Annotated in this window: 18 protein-coding genes; 8 read left to right on the forward strand and 10 right to left on the reverse strand. The window is 44.6% G+C overall.

Features of this window, described 5'->3' with window-relative positions:
• Positions 1–60: 60 nt before the first annotated feature.
• A complete protein-coding gene (locus ACLSSO_RS11520; protein ID WP_413942880.1) occupies positions 61–438 on the reverse strand; it encodes a hypothetical protein in 378 nt (125 codons plus the stop codon).
• On the opposite strand from ACLSSO_RS11520, the gene ACLSSO_RS11525 reads away from it, so the two are divergent.
• Positions 412–3,198, forward strand: coding sequence for a hypothetical protein (locus ACLSSO_RS11525; RefSeq protein WP_367276353.1), 2,787 nt, complete (start codon positions 412–414; stop codon positions 3,196–3,198). The two genes, ACLSSO_RS11520 and ACLSSO_RS11525, sit on opposite strands and share 27 nt — an antisense overlap.
• A 4-nt stretch (positions 3,199–3,202) precedes the next feature.
• On the opposite strand, the gene ACLSSO_RS11530 is transcribed toward ACLSSO_RS11525, so the two are convergent.
• Both ACLSSO_RS11530 and ACLSSO_RS11535 read right to left on the reverse strand, forming a co-directional pair.
• Positions 3,203–3,676, reverse strand: a complete 474-nt coding sequence (locus ACLSSO_RS11530) for a YbhB/YbcL family Raf kinase inhibitor-like protein (RefSeq protein WP_413942881.1) — start codon at positions 3,674–3,676, stop codon at positions 3,203–3,205.
• An 80-nt stretch (positions 3,677–3,756) separates the two neighbouring features.
• Complete coding sequence (locus ACLSSO_RS11535) at positions 3,757–4,497, reverse strand: helical backbone metal receptor (RefSeq protein ID WP_413942882.1); 741 nt, start codon at positions 4,495–4,497, stop codon at positions 3,757–3,759.
• 106 nt (positions 4,498–4,603) lie between these two features.
• Between ACLSSO_RS11535 and ACLSSO_RS11540 the strand changes: the two genes are divergently transcribed.
• Both ACLSSO_RS11540 and ACLSSO_RS11545 read left to right on the forward strand, forming a co-directional pair.
• Positions 4,604–5,896 (forward strand): enoyl-acyl carrier protein reductase FabMG, encoded by a 1,293-nt coding sequence (locus ACLSSO_RS11540; protein WP_295900011.1) that lies wholly within the window; start codon positions 4,604–4,606, stop codon positions 5,894–5,896.
• 1 nt (position 5,897) lies between these two features.
• On the forward strand, positions 5,898–6,740 hold the full coding sequence (locus tag ACLSSO_RS11545) for an MBL fold metallo-hydrolase (RefSeq protein ID WP_413942883.1): 843 nt from the start codon (positions 5,898–5,900) through the stop codon (positions 6,738–6,740).
• On the opposite strand, the gene ACLSSO_RS11550 is transcribed toward ACLSSO_RS11545, so the two are convergent.
• Positions 6,741–7,454: a hypothetical protein gene (locus tag ACLSSO_RS11550; protein WP_295900015.1), complete on the reverse strand. Its 714-nt coding sequence runs from the start codon at positions 7,452–7,454 to the stop codon at positions 6,741–6,743.
• A gap of 67 nt (positions 7,455–7,521) precedes the next feature.
• On the opposite strand from ACLSSO_RS11550, the gene ACLSSO_RS11555 reads away from it, so the two are divergent.
• Genes ACLSSO_RS11555 through ACLSSO_RS11565 form a run of 3 tightly spaced genes read left to right on the forward strand, consistent with a single transcriptional unit; the run spans position 7,522 to position 11,086 of the window.
• The gene (locus ACLSSO_RS11555) at positions 7,522–8,664 is read left to right on the forward strand and encodes a phospholipase D-like domain-containing protein (RefSeq protein ID WP_413942884.1); all 1,143 of its coding nucleotides are present in this window, start codon (positions 7,522–7,524) and stop codon (positions 8,662–8,664) included.
• 44 nt (positions 8,665–8,708) lie between these two features.
• Entirely contained in the window at positions 8,709–9,314 is a 606-nt protein-coding gene (locus ACLSSO_RS11560; RefSeq protein ID WP_295900020.1) for an ATP-binding protein, read from the forward strand.
• Positions 9,311–11,086: a hypothetical protein gene (locus ACLSSO_RS11565; RefSeq protein ID WP_413942885.1), complete on the forward strand. Its 1,776-nt coding sequence runs from the start codon at positions 9,311–9,313 to the stop codon at positions 11,084–11,086. The genes ACLSSO_RS11560 and ACLSSO_RS11565 overlap by 4 nt, the downstream gene beginning before the upstream one ends.
• On the opposite strand, the gene ACLSSO_RS11570 is transcribed toward ACLSSO_RS11565, so the two are convergent.
• The 3 genes from ACLSSO_RS11570 to ACLSSO_RS11580 form a co-directional block, all read right to left on the reverse strand.
• A complete protein-coding gene (locus ACLSSO_RS11570) occupies positions 11,083–13,011 on the reverse strand; it encodes a response regulator (RefSeq protein WP_413942886.1) in 1,929 nt (642 codons plus the stop codon). The two genes, ACLSSO_RS11565 and ACLSSO_RS11570, sit on opposite strands and share 4 nt — an antisense overlap.
• A 104-nt stretch (positions 13,012–13,115) precedes the next feature.
• Positions 13,116–13,586, reverse strand: coding sequence for a hypothetical protein (locus ACLSSO_RS11575; RefSeq protein ID WP_295900027.1), 471 nt, complete (start codon positions 13,584–13,586; stop codon positions 13,116–13,118).
• A gap of 33 nt (positions 13,587–13,619) precedes the next feature.
• Positions 13,620–15,380, reverse strand: a complete 1,761-nt coding sequence (locus ACLSSO_RS11580) for a SpoIIE family protein phosphatase (protein ID WP_295900029.1) — start codon at positions 15,378–15,380, stop codon at positions 13,620–13,622.
• 188 nt (positions 15,381–15,568) lie between these two features.
• Between ACLSSO_RS11580 and ACLSSO_RS11585 the strand changes: the two genes are divergently transcribed.
• Both ACLSSO_RS11585 and ACLSSO_RS11590 read left to right on the forward strand, forming a co-directional pair.
• The gene (locus ACLSSO_RS11585) at positions 15,569–17,737 is read left to right on the forward strand and encodes a FecR domain-containing protein (protein ID WP_413942887.1); all 2,169 of its coding nucleotides are present in this window, start codon (positions 15,569–15,571) and stop codon (positions 17,735–17,737) included.
• Positions 17,734–19,686, forward strand: coding sequence for an ATP-binding protein (locus tag ACLSSO_RS11590; RefSeq protein WP_295900032.1), 1,953 nt, complete (start codon positions 17,734–17,736; stop codon positions 19,684–19,686). Before ACLSSO_RS11585 ends, ACLSSO_RS11590 begins: the two co-directional genes overlap by 4 nt.
• Before the next feature lie 4 nt (positions 19,687–19,690).
• On the opposite strand, the gene ACLSSO_RS11595 is transcribed toward ACLSSO_RS11590, so the two are convergent.
• From ACLSSO_RS11595 to ACLSSO_RS11605, 3 genes are all read right to left on the reverse strand, one after another.
• Positions 19,691–19,951: a hypothetical protein gene (locus ACLSSO_RS11595; RefSeq protein WP_295900033.1), complete on the reverse strand. Its 261-nt coding sequence runs from the start codon at positions 19,949–19,951 to the stop codon at positions 19,691–19,693.
• A 239-nt stretch (positions 19,952–20,190) separates the two neighbouring features.
• Positions 20,191–20,598, reverse strand: coding sequence for a response regulator (locus tag ACLSSO_RS11600; protein ID WP_295900034.1), 408 nt, complete (start codon positions 20,596–20,598; stop codon positions 20,191–20,193).
• 60 nt (positions 20,599–20,658) lie between these two features.
• On the reverse strand, positions 20,659–21,537 hold the full coding sequence (locus ACLSSO_RS11605; protein ID WP_413942888.1) for a ChaN family lipoprotein: 879 nt from the start codon (positions 21,535–21,537) through the stop codon (positions 20,659–20,661).
• Positions 21,538–21,596: the final 59 nt, after the last annotated feature.

The raw sequence follows: 21,596 nt of genomic DNA on the forward strand, positions 1-21,596 counted from the left end.
GCGCAGGCGATGGCGGATAAATCCAAAGCTCTTGAAGTTTCTGTTCAAGGGACTTTCGCTTTACCTTCTTCTAAAGTTTTCAATCTTCAAGCCTGCGTAAAAGACGTGGCTTATGATAAAGCGATTTCCGGTCATGAGTTCATCATCGAAGAAGTAAATACCAAAGTGACTTCCGATAAAGCCGGCTGCCTGACTTGGGCTGAGCGCGTGAGTTTTAACTTTTTGGCCGAATCTCAATACATTCGTATCGAAAGACATATCAAAGGAACAGGACTTCACAAAGGTTCGCAAAAGGTGGCGTTTGCCATCAATCCTTGGTCGCATGGTGAAAGCCTTGCGCCCGTTTTGAATCCTGATGATGGCAATAACATTCCTCGTTTGGTGGATGACGCTCAAGCGGCAAAGCTTGCTTTGAAAGGTTTTTCTCAAGACAACCAAATCACTTCACGTCCTTTGTGGGTGGAAGACGGCCGTCTTTTCGTAACAGAACAAAAACTCACTCGCGATGGTGTTGAGCTTCTTGTTGAAATGCGCCCGAATCCTTCTATCCAACTGACTAAAATGAATGGTGAGATGTTCCTTCGTCCCTTGACGGCGGGATCTTTTAAAGCGCGCTTGAAGCTTGTTCACATCTATCAACAAGGTGATAAAGAAATTCGTCGTCTTTTGACGGAGACAGCGCCGATGGATGTGAAGATGGATAACGGCAGCTTGGCTGTGAAATCCACAATGTCTTTACCTGCAATTCCAACGCGTGGTCAAATCATGTTGGGTCTTGAGTTGCAACCAGTGAACGGTCCGCAAGGTCTTACAAGCTTTGATGGTATTTACCTTTTGGGTGAATACGACCAAATCAAAGGATCTTCATTCTTAAAACTCAATACTCTGGTGGCGCAAACAAAAGATTTCAAGATTTCTAATTACGTGAACGCGACTTTGACTGAAGTGACTCAGAAATCTCAAACAGACCAACAACAAGAAGGCTCCACGACTTCAACAATTGACGCAGAAACTTATCAAAAGCCAAAAATCGAAGTATCTCAGTTGGAATTCCGCTTCATTCGCGTGGGCCAGGAAAAAACGGCCACTCGCGAAGTGTTTTACAATATCAGAGCTTGTGTGCGTAACGGTCTCGACCAGAAAAACACACGTGCCCATACATTTAAAATCACAAAATTTCGTCAATCAGAGACGGAAGAAACTTCCAGCGTCAGCGTAAAAACTGATAACAACTCTTGCCTTAACTGGGATGAAAGCATCACGTTTAAATATTTCGACTGCCAACGCTATCTAAAAGGTTTCGTTCAAATCGAAAACAAAGATTTAGGTATGAACGAAAAACTTGAGATCATCGTCAACCCTTGGGAATCTCAAGGTGCGGTGGCTCGTGATATGCGCTACGTCGATCCAAGCGAAAAATTGATTTTGAGCTGCCAAGAAACTCAGCGCCCGCGCACGCAATTGATCGTGGATGGCTTTAGCTACAACACTCTTTCTTACAACTACAGCGTGGATTCGATGTTGAATCTGACTGTGACAAAGAAGGTGCAAATGAAGATGGACCCTCGTCTTCTTGTTTATTCAAGCTTGGCAAATGGTCGCGCGGAAGTTGAAAAGCTTCGTGACGGTGTTTACTTGCTAAGACTTGCTGTCGTGCAAAACCGCGACTACGACACTTCGAACACTTATGTTACATCTGCAGATAAACTTGTGAATGTTCTGAGTGGTCAAATCAACACGGACATCACTTTCCAAACCCAAGACTTAAAAGCCTTGGGAAATCGCAACAACATGCTTGTTGAGATCTACCCTATTGATGAAAACAAAGTGACTGTCACGAACGGCCAAGTGACTTTGAAAAATGCCAACGACTCTGTAGAGTCTGCGATTGATACTTCAACAGGTCTTGAGACGCCGACTTTTGTAGGTCCTGTGACTTTGAATATTGATGAGGCGTCTCGCCCTCTTCGCATGTTGGATGCTTCCGGCGTGAGCAGCTTCTTGCTCAACGGAAAAGGCACTAATGAAGCCTCTCAAAAATTCGTGGTCAAACAAGTTGTTGAGCAAGGTCTTAAGGTGCAGGCAGAAAAGCGCCAAAGAATTCAAGCTCGCTCTGAAAAAACGCAATTTGCGAAAGAAAACAATTTGGATTTGATTTCATTGAAGGATGCCGATGCTCAAGCTCCCCTTGTAAAAGCTTTGGTGGGTTCAACGAAACTGAATGAACGCTTGATCGTGACGAAGGCGGATTTGCAAGACTTCGTGAATAAAGGAACCTTGGCTCCAGCGCTTGCACAAAAGCTGTGTGCTTTCTGGGCTTCTGATTACTTGCAAAAGATGTATGCCAATAAAGGTGGCGCGGTAAGCCAACAAGCCGTGATGGGTCTTGGTATGAGCTGCTACAATGCCGTTGCAAAAAATCCTTCCGCGTTCTTCCAGGTAGAAAAACAGATGATGATTAAAGAACTTGGCGGCTCTCAATTCGTGAAAGGTCTGAACCAAGGTCTTTCTGTGGGAACAAGTTTTTCAGTAAGCGCTTCTCACTCGACTTCGAAAACTCGCTCGACAAGCATCAGTGCGAAGTTCGGTCTGTCGAAAAAGTTCTTGGATCTTTTCTCTATCGGTGTGGATTTGGGATACTCAATGTCCTGGGCAACATCGGATTCAAATAGTGCCAGCAACTCTGTGACTGTGAGTGGTTCCACATCGATGACGGTGCAACAAAACATCTTTAAGGTGCGTGTGAATAAGTACGAGCAATGTGCTGTGGTTCGTCTAAATCCAATTCTTTTCATCAAAGACACAAAGTCTTGGTTCGGTCGCCGTGACTATTTAGGCTTCTTAAACCCTCGTTTGACGGAAGAAGAAATGGCGACAGCAACGACACGCGGTTTGATGATCTGCGAAGGCACTGTACGCACAGCTCCAGTGGATATCACAGAGAATTACTATTTGATTGCCCAGGAATCTAACAGCTCCCAAATGCAAGACAATGGTGACGCTCGCAACAGGAACTTCTTTATCGCTCTTCGTTCTAAGAATGACTTTAACAGATTCGTCCTTGCGATGAAAGGCAACGCGAAGATGCCGACAACGGCAGAAAAAGAAGAGGACCCACAAGTTCAAGCTACCAAAATGATGGAGCAGCTTTTCCAAATGTCAGGTCCTGCGTATCCGGGAATGTTTTTAGTGCAATAAAACTTCAGTGGTGATGTTTCTTGTACGTCGCCACTAAATCCGCTTGCGCTAAAACATGACCCTTCATGGCTTTTTCCAAATCAGCTTTCGAGGGATTTTCCATATGCGGAAGAACCGTATCCAAGGCATAGATTTTATGGTGGTAGCTGTGTCTTCCAACAGGAGGACATGGACCTCGATATCCAACAGCCATCCAGTCATTCACTCCCTCATAGGAACCTTTCGGTAAACTTGCCACGTCTTCAGGCAAGGAACTCACAGAAGCAGGAATATTAAAAAGCACCCAGTGAACCCACGTTTGTTTCGGAGCTTCAGGATCTGGTGCATCCGGATCATCGACAATGATCGCAAAACTTTTTGTACCGGCCGGAGCGCCCTTCCAGCGCAGAGGTGGCGATTTGTCGTCGCCTTCACAAGTGTATTTTGAAGGAATTTCTTCATGAGGTTTAAATGCGGGTGATTCTAACGTGAAAAGCATAAGACCTCCCTTAAGAATTTTCTTACAGGAGATTTTTTATTTTCTCAGCTTGTTTTAAAGCACGAGTGCCAGAACACAGATTATTTTTTTAACAGAGTTTCGCGCAAAAATTCAATGCCACGCACACCGAACCACGAATAGGATTCGCCATTCACAATGGCACCTTCAATGCCCAGTTCTTTGAGTTCACCGACTTTTTTGTGAAATGGAAATGGTTCTGACGAAAACAAGAAGAACGTGTCTTTCATTTCCTCTAACTCGACAACTGGATACTTCTCCCCTTCAGGATACTCGACAAGTTTTGCGCCTAATTTTTCTAGAACAGAACCGATGTAAGTTTCACGACTGACACTCATCCATGGTTTTTTCCAAATCATATAAGCGATTTGGTTATACTCTTTAGATGGTGCCTTTACCCATTCCATGAACGCGGGAATTTTTTGATAATCCCACGGCGGCACAGGAGCTTCTAAAATATCTAGACAATCGACAGAAAGTTCCATGAGTTGCGGATTTTTAAAATGCTCTCCTAAACGGGCCAATTCCGTCTGTAAACTTTGTAACGAAGAAACATGTGTCGCCAGATAAGGAACAGGACATTCTTCGGCCATTTCCAGCGGATTTTCCTCTTCATCCAGAAGAACCAAATCCGGTTTTAAATCGACAACCAAATCCCAAGAAACTTCTTTGGTGCCGCCGACAATAGGAATATTCGTGATCATTTTCGGAGGATGAATACAAAAACGCGTGCGTCCAACAACTTGCACACCCGCTTTTAATAGCGTCTCGGTCCAAGAAGGGACCATACTTACCACTCGCATTATTATCCTCCAAATCTGAAGATTACCCAGTGAGCCAAGCGGAGTCAAAAGCTTGACCGTCCGTGGTGCCCGGCACAGTATAGCCCTCTAACAGTGAGGTTAAATTATGACGCAACTCTTCCCTCTTCACGAGAAACCCGCATTGAGCCCGTACAAAAAAGGCGACGTTCTTGTGTTATTTGGCGAACTTTTCTCGCGCGGTTACGCAAACGGTTTGGTTGAAGAAGCCGAACGTCGTGGCATGACGATTGTGCGCGCCACTGTCGGTCGCCGTGAAAAAGACGGATCTCTTCGTGCTTTGACAGCGGAAGAAACCGCAAACATTCCCCAACCATTCATCAACGTTCCTCTAGAAGCCGGTTTCGATATGGAGCCCGACTCTAAGGGAGTGACTCCTTGCGATCAGCTTAAAGATATCAAAATGGGAGAATGGGATCAGGCGACGTTGGATTGGAAGTCCATCGATGAGTCTGAAAAGAACGGCACTATCCGTTTCAGAAAAAACACCGAACTTTTCTTGAAAGAGCTTGAAAAGCATATCCCAGCAGGCGCTAACGTTTTATTTGCTCACTTGATGGCCGGTGGTGTTCCCCGCGCGAAAATTTTGATGCCACTTTTGAATCGTGCGTTTAAAGGAACAGGCGATCGCCATATTCCCACGCAAGCCCTTTTGGATTCCCAAATCGGTCAATTCAGTTTGAGAAACTTTAAAGAAGTGACGGCTGAAACATTCCGCCACTTGGTGGACCTTTCAACACCTCTTCGCAAAAAATTGGAAGCGCAAGGCAGTCACGTGTCTTACACAGCTTACGGTTATCACGGAACAGAAGTGATGATTCGTGGTCAGTACAAATGGCAAACTTACACTTGCTATTTCCAAGGTTGGGCGAAAATGGCCTTGGAACAATATTCTGAAGAATTCGCAAAACAAGGTGTGCACTGCTGCGTTTACAACTGCCCCGAGATTTTGACGAACTCAAGTTCTGTGTTTCAAGGTGTTGAAGTATCACTTTATCCTTTGCTTGCAGCTATTCAAAAAGATGCTGGAGATAAAAAACACGGTGAACAAGTGTTGGCACAATGTAAAGCTCTGCTTAAAGATGATGTTACATTTGATCAGATCATCAAATTTACCGATGAATACCTCACAAATGATCTGACTTTGGCGTTCTCAAAATACGAGCAATGGCCACAGCATTCTCGCCAAGATCAAATGGAGTACATGCTAAAAAGCTCGGACTACTTGTTTGACCTTCACAAAGACCAGAAGAATTTGATCACCGCTGTATTAAGCGAAGTGGTCTTTAAATCTTGTGGTTACGTGATGTTGCATGATTCTTGGAAACCAAAATCTCCAGTTGCATGGATCGGTCACGACCTCGTGGCTCGCTGTATGTAGTATGTCAGTTCAAGCCGGAGAGAGTTGGAATTATCAAAAGTATAAATTCTATGGCTTGTCGCTGTCGGGCATTCGCACAGCGATAGCCATGCCGGAACTCTCTTTGAGCTTTGACGTGGCTCAAGGTTACCCCTTTCTTTTAAACTTAAAGCATTTCTTTATCAGTCATGGCCATCTTGATCACGCGGCAGGCATTCCGTACATCATCTCGCAAAAAGCCATGACTTCTCAAGAGCCCGGCAAGTTCTATATGCCGAAGTCCTTAGTGAATCCTCTTGATCAAATCATGAAGCTTTGGGAACAAATCGAAAAGCACCAATACAAGTATGATTTTATCGGCGTGCAAAGTGGTGATGAAATTCCTTTGAACGCGCAAACTTATGTTAAGGTTTTCCCGACCCTTCACCGAATTGAATCCTTCGGCTACACGGTTTTTGAAACTCATAAAAAACTAAAAAAAGAATACGGCGGTCTTTCAAAAGAGGAAATCGTTGAACTTCGTCGCCAAAACATCGACGTCAATGAGGTTCATCACACTCCGGTTGTGAGTTTCACTGGGGACACGCAAATTGAGTTTTTAGATAGTTTTGATTGGGTTCGAAAATCTAAAATTCTTTTCTTGGAAGCCACTTATCTTGATGAAAAAAAGACTGTCGAACAAGCCCGCCATTGGGGCCACACACATTTAGACGAAATCATTCCACGACTGAAAGATATTGAAAGCGAACAGATTGTGTTCATTCACGCCTCCAGCCGCTATTCCGACAAAGAGGCACTTCGCTTAATTCGGGAACGCGTTCCTTCCGAATATCATGAACGCGTGGTGCTTTTTCCGGGACGCTAGTTAGAACATATCTCCCAGTTCCAACCAGATCTTACGACTTTTCATTTTCTTATTCTTAAGATACTCAACCCATTCTGAAGAGCTGCGTTTTTGCCAGTTCTCAGCCAAAGCTGCTGCAAAAATCAAAGGACTGTAACCTTGTCCCAACATATCCTTGGGAGGACGAAGAGCTGTGAGCATTTCCGGGCCATAAAAACCTGTCGGCATCAAACGGTCTCTTTCTCCGAGCTCGCCGATGATAATGGCGCCGTGGATTTGACCCAAAACAGTGCGGCTCAAAGGCCCCGAAGCTTCTGATGTTTTTGGAATGCCTGCTGTTCCAACAATCATCAAACCGGAATCAGCTTTTTTATTTAAAGTTTCAATAAGGTCTTTATTGGCCTCATTCACTTTCATATTGAAATCAAAAAAGACAAAGCTTGTCCCAACAGGCAAAGACTCAACACGTTCGTGCAAAGCCTCCAGATCAACAGCGCCTTCTTTTGTATAAGGAGTGAAGTTAACGATCTCGCAGCTTTTGCAAGGACGGACCTTTTCTTCGAAAACAGGTTTTACCTTCAATTCAAAGTCTTCAGCTTTCTGTTGGCCAAAATAAATCACTGTCGTTTTTGTCGGAGGCAACGCCGCTTGCGCCCATGTCGCTCCGCAAGAAGCCAAAATTAAAACGGCACCCGCCACAGCTTTTCTAAAATTCCATAGATTGCACTTAGTCATATTTCGAGTTTGCCCTCCCCCTTGGTTTGCTGTCGACTTTTTTAATTATTTATTGAACAATCGACATATGGAGTCATGGAGTCAGATTCGCATATTTCATTCAGGAGATGAGTACTTTCACAGTCTCGTCGAAGATATACGCAAAGCTCAGCGTAGTATCACCATCGAATCTTATATTTTTGCCATAGATAAACTTACGCAAACTATTTTGGAAGAATTAACCAGAGCGCGCGAGCGCGGCTGCACAGTTAAGATTGTTGTCGATGGTTTTGGTTCCTACTACTACATTCCGCAACTCGATCGAATGTGTGAAGAGCGCGGCATTGAGTTCCGTGTTTTTCATCCTTTTCCCTACCCTCTTTTGTGGGCAAGACGTCTTTTTGCAAAGTATTCGTTAAATGCGTCACTCATCATGAAACACATGAATCGTCGCACCCACCGCAAGATCACGATCATTGATGAAAAGCGCGCTTATTTAGGCAGTTTAAATTTCACACAAGATCATTGTGAAAGTCTTGTTGGAGAAAAAGCCTGGAGAGACACCGGCGTTTATGTTGAAGGCGAAGAGTTGAGCCGTTTGGTGTTGGCATTTCAAATCAGTTACCTGCGTACGTATGTAAAAAGGCTGCTTTCTTGGGTGTCCCGCTGGAGACTTCGCATGGATGTGCGTGACAGCTTGCTGCGCCTTAACACCACTCAACGCATGCGTCGTCAATTGTATCGTGATCTTTTACGCCGTATTTCTGGAGCGCAGTCGCGACTGTACATTACGACGGCTTATTTCCTGCCCCGCCGGTCTTTGCTATTGGCTCTCTTAAAAGCCGCCCGTCGCGGGGTGGACGTTAAAATTCTTATTCCCGGAAAGTCCGATGTGCCCGCAGTAAAATGGGCGGCTTTTAATATCGTCCGCTTTCTTTTACAAAAAAGAATTTCCATTTACGAATATCAAAAGACGATTTTGCATGCGAAGACGATGATCATCGATAACGATGTTTTTATCGGCTCTTTCAACCTCAATCACCGCAGTGTTTTGCACGATCTCGAGGTGGAGGTCGTTCTGCGCGATGAGGCGAGCCTTGCAAACATGCTTCAGCAATGGAGTGTCGATATTAAGAATTCCAAACTGGTTGCCGAGAAAGATTTTGCGGCTCCTTCGTGGCTCGCAAGGATTGTCTACAAAATCGCCTTCCGACTGCGTTATATGCTCTAGTTTTTTACTTTGACCCTGCCCTCTGAATTAGTGATCCTATATGTATGAATTCTTACGTTAAAGTCGCGATCACTGGGGGCCCTTCGGGCGGTAAAACAACTCTTATCGAAGCTCTAAAAAAAGAGCTTGGACAAAAATGCGCTGTCGTTCCTGAAGCCGCAAGTATTTTATACCGTGGCGGTTTTCCACGCTACAAAGATGCTCAGGGTATCATCCATGCGCAAAAAGCGATTTACTACACACAAAAAGAACTTGAAGAAATGATCTGCTTACTCAGCCAAAAGCCTTTGATCGTCTGCGATCGTGGTTCTTTGGACAGCGTTGCCTACTGGCCTGCAGATGAATTGAATTTCTTTAACTCCATTCAAAGTTCTCGCGAACAGGAGCTGGCCCGTTACGACTGGGTGATTCACCTTGACACGGCTTCCATGGATTTTTACGACACGAACAATCCAATTCGTACGGAAACTTTCCAAGAGGCTTGGGACTTAAATACAAAAATCAAACAAGCCTGGGAAGGCCATCCCCGTCGCGTGGTGATCACTCACAACGAGGACTTCCTTTCGAAAATGACAACGTCTTTATCAGTCATCAAAGCCATCATGGCTCACAAAAGTGCTGAGGATATCAAAAAGGAGCTTCTGCAATGATGAGAACTCTGCTGGGTCTACTTTGTTTTTGCATCGCGTGTTCTTCTTTTGCACAAGGCCGCTCGAAACTAAAGCCTTTGTATTTCCAAGCAGACAAAAACAATCTGCAAGTTCTTCCGCAAAGATTTGAATACACTTTGCTCGACGAAGACCGCTTGAAAGTCGGCGATATTCTTATCGACACGACACAAGTGACTTTTCAGATTGAACCTTCCACGAAAAAACGAGGCGCTTATAGCATTCGTTTTACCTGGCCTGCTGGACTCATCAAAGACGGCGAATTGGCGATTAAGAACAACTCAGGTAAAGCTGTCTTTAACGCCTTACTCACCAAAGACAATTTAAAAATTTCTCAAGGGGCTTCTCAAGAGGGCGAAGAAGCTTTGCGCTCTGAAATTGCAACCTTTGCTATTGACGATGTTGAAGCCAACGTCGTCGACGATATGAAGTACTTCCCGTTCATGGTGTTTTGTATTTACCGTGAAAGCGAAGAAACGCGTTTGTATTTATGTTCCAAGGAACTTTATTTAAGTTCACAACAAGGACAGATGGTTGTGAAAGCGCGCTCAAGCACCAAGAAAGCCGCGCAAGTTGAAATCAACGGGAAAGTCGTCGGCAATCAAGGGATTATTTATCTCAACGACCGCAGTGAAAACGTGGCGTTCAAAGCTCAAACTCAAACAGGCGCTTTCTTAGAAATTGAAACTCGCAAAAAAGACGTTGATTTCAAAGATGTCGTTGTTTCTGATGACGGAGAAAAAATCATCCTCACCGCTTCAGGGGCTGAGCCCGTTGACGAAAGCAAAGTCAAAAAACTTTCTGATGAAGATTGGCAGATCGCTCTTCCTAAAGGCCGCCCTGTTTTGTACTTAAAAGGTGACGGCGATATTCCGATGCGCCAAGAATTTTACGTGCGCGGCACTTTGCCACGTGAAAAAAACAGACCTTATATTTCAGCTAAATCTGTTTCACGCACCTACTCTTCGCAACTTTCTTTTAGTGGCGTGAGCCCCGAGGGCGTGCAAGTCAAAGTTCCTGAAAAAGATCCAGATGCACAATTAGAGCCGACAAAAAAGAATCAGTTTTATTGGACGGTTCGCAACATCCCTGCGGGTGTTGAAACTCGCCGCTACCTTTCAGTGGTCTCCGAGGGACACGACTTCGCTGTTGGTTACGATGTTTTCCGCGGTCAGCCCTTTGGTTTGGGATTGGGTGCTCACTATCTCACACCGTCAGGCATTGCCTTTGGCGCGGTGGACTTCCAATGGTGGATTGAAAACTTCTTAATGATCAACGCCAACTGGTCTCGCTTCCGTTGGGGATTGGCTTTAGAAAGACAACAACATCTGACTGAAAAAGACGATCAACCTAAAGTTGATTTTACAACATTGGAACTTTTGTGGAGAGCTAAAGAAGGCTTCAACTTGATTGATGAAACTTGGGGTCTTTCATTACCTTTACAAATGATTCAAGGTGAAAGTGCGAGTGCCACCGCTTATGGGTTAGGAGCTTTCTGGATAAAAAAACCAGGACGCTGGTTAAAACCATTTATGCAATGGTCAGAATTGAAGTTTCACTATTTCGCGGGTTCTTCAGGAAGTGATTTTAAACTGAAATCAGCCTACATGCTCAAAGCTCAAGCTTACTGGCAATTCTCTTCGCAATGGTATTTGCGCTACGGACTTGATTTCAGCGATTACAAATACGATCCGGCAGCTGCAAAAGAAGAAAGCCAAATTGGCGTGAATGCGGGAATCTTCTGGAAGTTCTAACGCTTCTTAAAGAAGCCTGAGACAACCTGTTTAAGGTCCATATTGAAAACATCCTGCTTTTTGTTAGCCGCAGAAAGCATGGAGATTTCACGGCGCGCAGGAATGAAAGATGGGTCGAGCGCCACACTCTTTTCGAAAGATTTGCGTGCAGCCACCATATCCCCTTTGGTTTTGTTGAATAAACCAATCACGAATGGGAATAACGTATCATAGCGTTCATCCGGTGGAACTTGCATAAGCTCAAGTTCCACTTCTTTTAAGACAAACTGTTTCTTCATAGGATCTACGGAACCCAATTTAGCCCATGAACTATAAAGATGAAGCTGCTGCGTTTGTGGATTGAGTTTCGCCACTTCCGCAAGGTGCTCTAAAGCCTTTGCAAACTGATTGTACTGAAGAGCTTTTTTCACTTCTTCCATCAAGGTCGTGGCTTTAAGTTTCGCTTCCGCTTCTGATTTTTGTGAAGCTTGGCGGAACTGATCGATCTTATTCGTATCACGAGATGTGGCGACAGCTTCTTCGGCTGCTTTTTTAATTTTACTCCATACCGTATAAACTTCAGAGGCAGTATCTTGTGGCTGATCCCCGATAATAGTCATGAAGTCTGCCAACGCAGAATCCATAGAACTTCCACCGGAACCTGTTTCCATATAAGCCACGATCTCATAACCGTTCTTGCCATCAAGCTCGGCCCAGATTTTCTTTAAAACTTTCAACTGCTCTTGCGGATTTGTGAATGCCGCACGCTGAGCAAAGACGATCAAACCTTTCGTCAAAAGGAAATGAATCGCCTTATAAACAGCAACCTCACTGTAGCCTTTGACATCCAAAAGCTGTGTCAATGTCATTTGGTTGTTGAGCTTCACAGTCAAACCATCCAAAGACTTTAACAACGACATCGAAAGAGCCGGATGATCATCACGGAACGTCGGACTTTTCACGATCACATTTCCAGACCACATCACATACAAAGACTTAAGCCAGCTCACAGAAATCTTAGAAGCAATCCAGTCATGCAGATAATAAGACAAAGTGTCAGCATCAATACTTGGGCTGCTCATCTCGACTTCAGCCGAAGCGAAATTCACGCGGATTTTCTGATCCACGATCGTGCGCACCAAGCGGATGTTCATTTGCTCCATCAAAATCAAATCAAACGCATGAGGACTGAGTTGATTGTTTTGAATAAGGTAATTACCAATACGGCGGTTGTTCTTGTCACGCAAAGCCGTTTGCACGTCTTCCGGAGTCGCATAACCACTTTGGATCAACATCTCTCCTAAGAACGTCGTCTTATCGTCCACGTCCACGCCGACGATATTGCCGTTGCAGAACGTGATACCAGAGACAGAGCCGTCGGCATTGTAAATATTCAAATAACCACTGCTCTTTGTTTCTACAAGCAATGAATACAAGAATGGCAAGTCAAACCCGCTCACCTCTTCGATAGATTCAATGACCTTTCTTTTTTGACGATTGGTCACCGTAGGGTTTGCAAACATTTGATAAAGCAATTTACGTGCGCTGGATTCTTCTTTTTTCGGAGCTTCTTCTTTCTTAACAAGTTTAAGAACTTGCTCCATCTCAAAAGGCTTTTTCAAGAAGGCCACGGCTTGTGTACTTTGTGTGGCTTCTTGAATGAATGATTTATCCGTGTAGATACCACTCATCAAAACGACTTTAAAACGCGATGAAGGATAATTCGTGCGCGCTTGTTTGATGAAATCCAAACCCGTCATTTGCGGCAAAAGACAGTCACAGAACAGAAATTCGATATTGGTATTCGTGGATAAAATGGAATTGGCCTCGTCGGGACGGGCCGCCAAAAAGACGTGATGACCAGCGCGACTGAGGACTTCTTTTAAAGCCAGCCCGACACTTTCATCATCTTCCAAAATTAGGATCTTTGTTTTTCCTGGTTCCACATTTCCTTGTCGGTCTATAAGTCGGATCTATTTAGAATAAAAAAGAAAAAGCGGGCCTGTCATCCAGGACCCGCAGCATTTTCTAGACCTATGTCGAAGATTTCTTACTTTTTGAGGAACTTAAAATATTTGGATTCAATAACATCCATTTCCATTTCGTTCCCCTCTTCATCTTTCACAGATGCTGGAGGTGTCACGCCGCCCTCGTTGAATTCTGTCCCATAACGAAACAGGACGTTTTTTTCAGAGCCAGAATCATCATTGTAGTACGGAACAAAAAATGAATTTACTTTGCCGGTTGCAGGCAAAAAGCCATCGACCATATTGATTTGATCGACGATCACTTTCGGGCAATTACTGAATGAAATCTGCGCTCCACCCGCCGTGCCCATCCATTTGATCCACTCGCGAATACCGCAAGAGTTGATACTTTTTAGACCGCTCAACTCCACGTCAATGGCTTGGTTTCCCGTCAAATTAAACTGAGAAAAATCGACGTCCTCATCGATCGTGCCTGCCATTTGAACTGTGAGTTTATCAGCAGCTTTATTCATTTTCACATCGAGTTTACCCATGGTTCTTCTCCTCATTCACGTACAGATTTAAATTTAATTAAGACCTTCTCGTTTGACCACAAAAAATGTGACGTCATCGACTAAGGTTGCTCCCTGACGATGGCCTTGGAAGCTCACAACGAAACGATCCACGGAATCATTCACGCCAGGATAGTCTTTGTTTGCGGCAATGAGCGCCTTAATAAATTCTCTCTCGCCCCAAGCTTCTTTTCCAGGATTTTGAATGTCGGGAATTCCATCCGTATAAAAGAAAACAGAATCACCCTCATCTACTTGAATGCTCGTCTGCTGATAAACGGAATCACGCGCTTGTCCCAATCTGGGATTATTCACTTCATTAAGGGGCACTAAATCTTTTTTCTTAAGAGGTCCCTCACCTTTTTTGATCAAGAACGGTGCTTCGTGAGAGGCATTGCAATACACCAACTCACCCGTATCCAAATCAAAAGACGCCAAGAAGAACGTCATCATGATGCGACCTTTTGAAACATCATAGATACTGCGATTCAAAAGTTCGAGAGCTTTTGAGGGCGAAATATTGAGACGCTCAATAATCGTCGAAGCGGATTTTGCAGCACTCGTAATCAAGGCAGCTGGAGCTCCGTGGCCCGTGGCGTCCCCGATCCACAAGAAGATTTTATTTCCGATCTGACAATAGTGCCACCAGTCGCCACCGCACTCACTGGCAGGCTCATAGTACCCGGCAATCGCCAAAGGACCGATCTTCGCGCGCGTCTCAGGGAAAAGAGTTTCTTGCACTGTCTTCGCCGTTTGAAGCTCGGATTCCATACGCGCTTTTTCCGCCGTTTGATCTAACAAACGTGATACTTCCGCCGCCATGATATTAAAATTATCCGCCAAACTTCCAACTTCATCCGTGGATTTCACATCCACACGAATATTGAAATCGCCTTCCGCCACTTTTTTGGTCGCGTTAAAAAGCTGAGTAAGAGCTTGCGTGATACCGCTGGAAGCAAAAAGACTAAGAATGATTGTTACCGAAATCAAGATTCCAAAAAAGATCAAAGATTTGCGAATCAGGATTTGTACGGCTCCCAACGCTTTTTCTTTTTCTACCGTTGTCACAACAATCAGATCACCAAAGCCCGCTTTAGAGAAAGACACCAAAAGATCCGTGCCATCAGCCGCTTTATCCGTCTCAGCCCCTTGCGCTACTTTCGCAGAAGAGCCTTTCAAGAAGGACGGCGTCACTGTGTCTTGCAATTTCTTTCCCGGCATCCCATCCGGACCAAAGAGCACAGTTCCATCTTGAGAGATCAAATACATTTTTTGCGACATCGCTGCTCTGAACATTTCAGAGGCTTCACTCATACGCACGATGACAAGAAACACCGTATTGCGTGTTTTTGTTTCATCGCTGACTTTTTCAAAGATGAAAATACGATCGTCGCTAAACGGCACTTTCACCACACGGCGCGTGGCTTCCACCTCTGCGAAATACGACGGCATTTGATTTTGCAAAGAAGCCAAAACACTGGCCGTCTGATCCGGAACTTTTTCAAGAGTCGCTGCTTTTTCAAAAGTGCCGTTTTGTGAGGGAGTAAACACCACGATGGATTCAAGATTGAACTCATTCATGAAAATAGAATCAGAAACCGGCGTGAACTTTTGTTGAGTAAGGTAATCTTGAAAGATCGGCTTCGTCGTTCCAAGCACAGCATTGAGCTGTGTCTTAATTTGAGCCGCCATGGTTCCTGACATACTGCTTGAAGAATCAAAGACATAGGCGATCTTATCGTCTTCAAAAATCTTCAACGCCAAAATTAAATACACAGTCAGTGTAATCAAAGGCAGCGAAGTGAGCAGTAAAAGAATCTTATATCTTATTGATATGCCACGTTTTTTCACGAGTTCAGTATGCCCTTTAACAGGAAACCCGAAAAGAAATTCTCATGTAACTTGGCCTAAGGTCCGTAAATCATTCGTCATTTCCAACCGATAAGCCCTCAAGCAGGAGTGTTATGTCACGTTTTGGACAAACAGAAAAAATCATCTTTGTATGCGCCATCGTTGCTTTGTTGGCCTTCTCGTACTTTTTGTACGACGACTCTTTGCTATTCCCGAAAGCCAACAACGGAAAATTAGAACTTATTGGCGATGTCGCGATTTCACAAAACGACGTGCGCCGCAAAAATCTCGACACTTTTAGCTGGGTCCCCGCTTCTCGCAAAGACTCTGTCTATCAAAATGATTCTATCTTCACCGGCGATCGTTCTGAAGCCACGATTCAATTGCAAGACGGAACGCAAATCAAAATCCAACCAAACTCTTTGATCACTTTGAATCTGAAAAACGGTCAGATGAATCTGGATTTGCGTTACGGGAATCTCGTCGGTGAATTAGCACAGGGTTCTTCTTTGACAATCAAATCCGGCACTGAAGAATTTAAATTGGAGAGCCAACAAGGCTCCCCTGAAAAATCAAAAATTCAGTTTAATAAAGCTCACAGCGGTAACGTCGACTTGAAATTGCTTTCCGGTGACGTGAAGTACGTTGATAAAAAGAAACAAGCTGTGAAAGAGCTTCCGAAAAATGCGGTGGTCGCTGTCACTAAAAAAGGTGAAGTGAAACAAGTTGAAAAACCGCAGTTATTCTTAAAAACGGCGGACAATACAAACTGGCTTCGTATCAATCCTGATGATCCTCTTCCTTTTGAATGGGACAGCAAAGGTGATGTGGCCCGCTTTGAACTTGAAATCTCCCCCACAGAAGATTTCAGTCACGTGGCGATCTCAAAACTGACTCAAGATAAAAAAGCTCAAGTCGTTGAACCTTTAGAGCCTGGCTCTTATTTCTGGCGTTTGAAAGCCATGGACCACAATGGCCAGTTGGCGACGACATCACCAGTTCAACACATGCAGATTACTCACTTGGTTGGCCCGCAAATCACAACACCAACCCAAGCTGCACAAATCAATCTTGAGTTGAAAGTAAAACCCCAAGAGTCCTTGGAAACAAGCACTGAAATCCAATGGCGCGCGCAAGAGTCTCTTAAAAACTTCACATGGCAAGTGGCTTCCGATGCGGAATTCACAACCATCGTGAAAGAAGGTCAGACAAATACTTTAGCTGCGGTTACTCCAAAACTTCCTGCGGGAACTTATTGGGTGCGCGTGCAAGGTCAGACAGAATCGCAAAAACCATCACCATGGTCTGAGCCGGTGTCTTTCACTTTGAATCTTTTTGCACACAAAGAAGAACGTCCTAGTCGCCCTATCCTTGTAACAAAGAAAGTCGATTTCAAAGTTCCAACAGGAAAAGATCGCAATCCAGCTTCTCCGGAATCTCCGAAGCTTGCGTGGAAGCCTGTTCTGCAAACGAAAAACTATATTTTGCAAATTTCCAAAGATGCTAGCTTCAAAGAAGTTGAAAAATACGATGTTACACAAAACCAAGTGTCTTGGTCGCAATATCGTCCAGGCCAGTATTTCTATCGCGTTTACGCTCGTGGCCTCAATGGTCTTATGAGTGAGCCGAGTGAAACCGGAACAATCGATATCAACATGGATGGTCTGACTTTAGATCCAATGAAAACCATCAATGCCATTGGCCAAGCTCCGGGTCCTAAAGAAACTCCGATCAGTTGGTCTGAAGTTCCGTTTGCAAAATCCTATCTTGTGCAAATGGATAAAGACAAAAACTTCACGCACCCGCAACAACTTGAATATTCATCCAATGCGGGAACTTTGACAGTGCCAGATCCAGGTCGCTACCACGTGCGCGTGCAAGCCATGGATGAAAGCAATAAGCCTTTAACGGGTTTCTCAAATATTGAAGAAGTGCTTTATACATTCCGCACTCCTCTTTCGTCTCCTTCGTTGTTAGAGCCATTTAATAACGCTTCAATCTTCCTGCAAACAGAGATGGAACCGTTTATCTGGCTTGAGTGGAAAAAAGTGGAAGGTGCGACTTCTTACCGCATCGAGATTTCAGATAAAGCGGATTTCTCTCGCACTTTGATTGCAAAATCACTGCAAGGAAATCGTTATTTGATTAAAGACCGCGTGCCACTGGGAAAAATCTATTGGCGCGTTCGTGCAGAATCTAAAGGCGACGCTGAAATGTCTGAATGGACAGAAAAGCGTGAATTCACTCTTTACCATCAGAAAAATGAGACGTTTGTAAAATGAAGATTCAGTACTCCCTCTTCGACACCCTTTTGGAACCTGTGTTTGTTCTAAATGCCGAACAAAAGGTCGTCTATTGCAATGAAACGGCAGCGATCGTCGCAGGTCTTTCTATTCGCAAAATCACAAGAGGCATGAAGTTCTCTGAACTTTTTGAGTTTAGCGAACCCATTGAAGGTCTGGATAAGTTGATTCATATTTGCGATGCGACTCCCTACAAAGAAGTGAATTTCAAAACTTCTCAAGGAGGCGAAGGTAAAGTACAAATCACGCTGCAACCTATTTTTGACTCTATGGGAGACAAAAATTGGATTGTCTTTGTGCGTGACGTGACTTTGGAAGAACGTCTTCAGAAAAAATACCGTGCTGAACTTGAGCAAAAAGAAGACGTCATCAAAGCCCTTGAAGACGCCAAAGTTCAACTTGAAAACTACAGTAAAAACCTCGAACAAATGGTTGCTGACCGTACACGCGAATTGTCGCGTTTGAATCAAACCATGTCAGCCCTGCTCGACAGTCTTGGACAAGGTTTCTTCATCTTTAATTCTGAAGGACACATCCTTGATGTCTCTTCAAAGGCCTGCGAAACGACGGTTGAATCAAAACCTGATGGAAAACTTATCTGGGATGTTTTAAAACTTCCAGAAAACAAAGTCGAAGGCTTCAAAAAATGGATGCAAACTCTTTTCATGGAAATGCTTCCCTTTGAAGATTTAGCACCCTTGGGTCCGGTCACTTATCCGCACTCGAAAAATCGCAATATCGCTTTAGAATACCACCCGCTTCGTTCCAGCGAAGGCGCGATGGAAGGCGTCGTTGTTGTTGCTTCCGATATCACATCCCTTGTTGAAGCTCAAAAACAAGCTGAGACGGAAAAAGAGCACGCAAAACTTATCATCAATATGATTAAGTCCAAACGCGAGATCCACCGCTTCATCCAAGAAGCGCAAGGTCTTTTGATCTCTGTTCGCGAAGAAGTTTCTAAGGACAACGGTCCTTACGATTCAGAAACTCTTTTCCGCAACTTGCACACTCTTAAAGGTGGTGCGGCTCTGTTCTCGATCAAAGAAGTCGCTGAAGCCTGTCATCAAGGTGAAAGCCTTTTGGCGGAGCTTAAAGAAAATTGGACACAAGCCGGATTTATTTCACTGCGTGCGAAATGTTTTGAAATCGAAGAATACTTCTTTAAATTCCTTGAAGAAACACGCGACATCTTGGGTTCTTCTGCAACATCGGAAGAACGCCAAATTGAAATCGCGATTAGTAAATTAAATGACATCGCTCGCAAAGTAGGCACTCTGCCTGGTGGCGGACCTGTCGCACAAGAACTTTTGTTAGAACTTGCGATGGAACCGGTTTCTCAATTCCTGGAGCCATACAACGAAGTCATGCTTCGTCTGGCAGAAAAAATCGACAAGATGATGGCGCCGTTGCAAATCAATAACGGCACCGTGATGGTGATTCCAGAGATTTACAACTCTCTGTTCTCAACCCTCGTGCATGCTTTCAGAAACGCTGTCGATCATGGAATTGAAATTCCTGATACGCGCATTGATCAAGGAAAAACGGCCGAAGGCCATGTGGAAGTGAATGTTGAAATCAAGAACACAGGTTCAAAACCGTTCTTGATGATTCAAATCAAGGACGACGGTGGCGGTATTGATCCATCGAAGATCCGTGAAAAATTAGCAAAACGCATGGTCGACACTCGCAACAAGTCCGACCAAGAAGTGATCCAACATATTTTTGACAGTCAATTTTCGACTCGCGAACAAGTCACAGAAATTTCAGGTCGCGGCGTGGGAATGGATGCGATCAAAGTCGCCGCCGAAGAACTTCAAGGGCGCGTGTGGGTCGAATCCGAACTCGGCAAAGGCACCACACTGTTCGTCGAAGTGCCCTACATCACCGAGTTCAAAAAATCAGACAAGAAAGCGCCTATCGCCGCTTAAAATATTATTTAGTAACGTCGATCAAGCATGTGAAGTCAGCGACACCTGTGCGCTCGCCGTCTTCCGTGTAGCGCTCTTCCGCAACGCAAGTCACATTCTTAGAGTTATACTCCGTCAAACGAGGCGTATGAATGGTCATAGTCGCACCCGATTTTTCCATTTCAAAAAACAGAGCCTCTGCCTTTTCACCTGTGATCTCCACAGTTTTAGCAAAAGCAGTGACAGACATCATGGATACAGCTAAAACCAAAACTAACTTTTTCATTAAGAACCTCTCTTGATAATTTTCCTCACAAGCAGAGGCTGCACAGCATGTGCCCGCTTAAAAACTCAATAAGACATCTTTGAAGTGCAAAGAGCGCTCAGACAATAAACATGGTGTCCTTCTTGGCGCAAATATCGCCGTCTCATTTTGAGACGACGGATTTTCGCGTAACACCAAAATAAAAAACGCTGAAACTTTCACAAGCTTCAGCGTTCACTCTTTTTAAATTTAAAATTCGACTAAGCCTTGTTGTGTTTCATGTACGCGGCTTTTAATTTGTCTTCGAAAATCTTCGCAGAAAAAGGTTTCACGATGTACTGAGAAACACCGGCAAGAACGGCTTCCGTCACTTGATCGCGCTCAGACTCTGACGTCAAAAGCACAAACGGGAGATTGCTCCACTCAGCCGTCGCACGAACTTGTTTTAAAAGTTCAAGCCCCTTCATCTTTGGCATATTCCAATCTGAAATCACCAATTGAATTTGCGTTCCCGGAGTGTTGCTCTGAACAAGAACCTTCAGACCTTCTTCACCGTCAGCAGCTTCTTGAATATTTTTATAACCCATTGCCTTTAACGTGTTCTTCACAAGATCACGAATGGAAGGCATGTCATCGATAACCAAAATGCGGGTTTCTAGGGGAAACATAGTAAGGGCTCCTCTGCAGTCTTAGTTTAAAGAAAACATGAAGAGAAGCTCAAAGAATCTTTACAACCCTAGACTTTGTGCGGGAGCGAGCCACAAGAAATCAGCACGCGGTCCCTCGACCGGAGAAGGTGCGATCTCGGTCGAAATTTCTTCTTCCGTTAAATCCAGAGTGTTCACTTGAGAAAAGGTCAGAACCGGAACCTGAGGCGCCCGCGCGTGAATGCGGTCTGGGAGTCCTCCACCATATTGAACATGGAACTCACCGACTACAATCACTAGGACTTGATCAGGATGAGCGGCGATAAATTCTGTTGCTTTCCACGCCATCGTATCATCCCAAATAGACTGAGCAGCAAAGTAGCGCTCCCCGGCTTCCGGGTTTGGCAGATGAGGCATCATACTTAAAAAACGATGCTTGTAAGAGTCGCGGCCCAACGAAAACTGCGGCGGAAGCAAGGCCGACTCTTCTGGCGTAAGAGAACTCAAACCTTGCTTAGAGACTTTGCCAGTCAACGAGCGAGGCGCATTCAACGCCAGGGTCATAGCCCCTTCAGAAAGCAGCGGAAACTCAGCCTGACCGCGATAGTAATCATAAGAAGGACTTCCCCAGGCAATGGCTTTAAGGAACTCCGGCTCCGTCAAAGCGCCCTTGCGGTAGGAGTCGACCAGGTCCTGCTGAGTGTATGTAAAAAATTCCATTCCCACAGAGACCTTAAGGCCTTCAGCCCGCAAAGCTGTCATAATCGCCAGCTGTTGGGTCTGATGTTCTTTAAACCCGTGGTTTTCTCCGATAATGACGATGGAACCCGGGGCAACAGAACCGACGGCTTCTTGCAAAAGGACCGGCTGTTGGGTGTTTCCCCTCAAAATGCCACTAGTTTGGGCATGAGCACAGGCCGACAAAAGCACGGATACTAGAAAAAGGCTCCAAGAGTTCACGAATTCTCCCCTTAGACACGAAATTGTCTGTTGAAGTTTCCTTTTTCCTTTGATACCTT

The sequence above is a fragment of the Bdellovibrio sp. HCB-162 genome, assembly GCF_047344985.1.
Classification (GTDB): Bacteria; Bdellovibrionota; Bdellovibrionia; order Bdellovibrionales; family Bdellovibrionaceae; genus Bdellovibrio.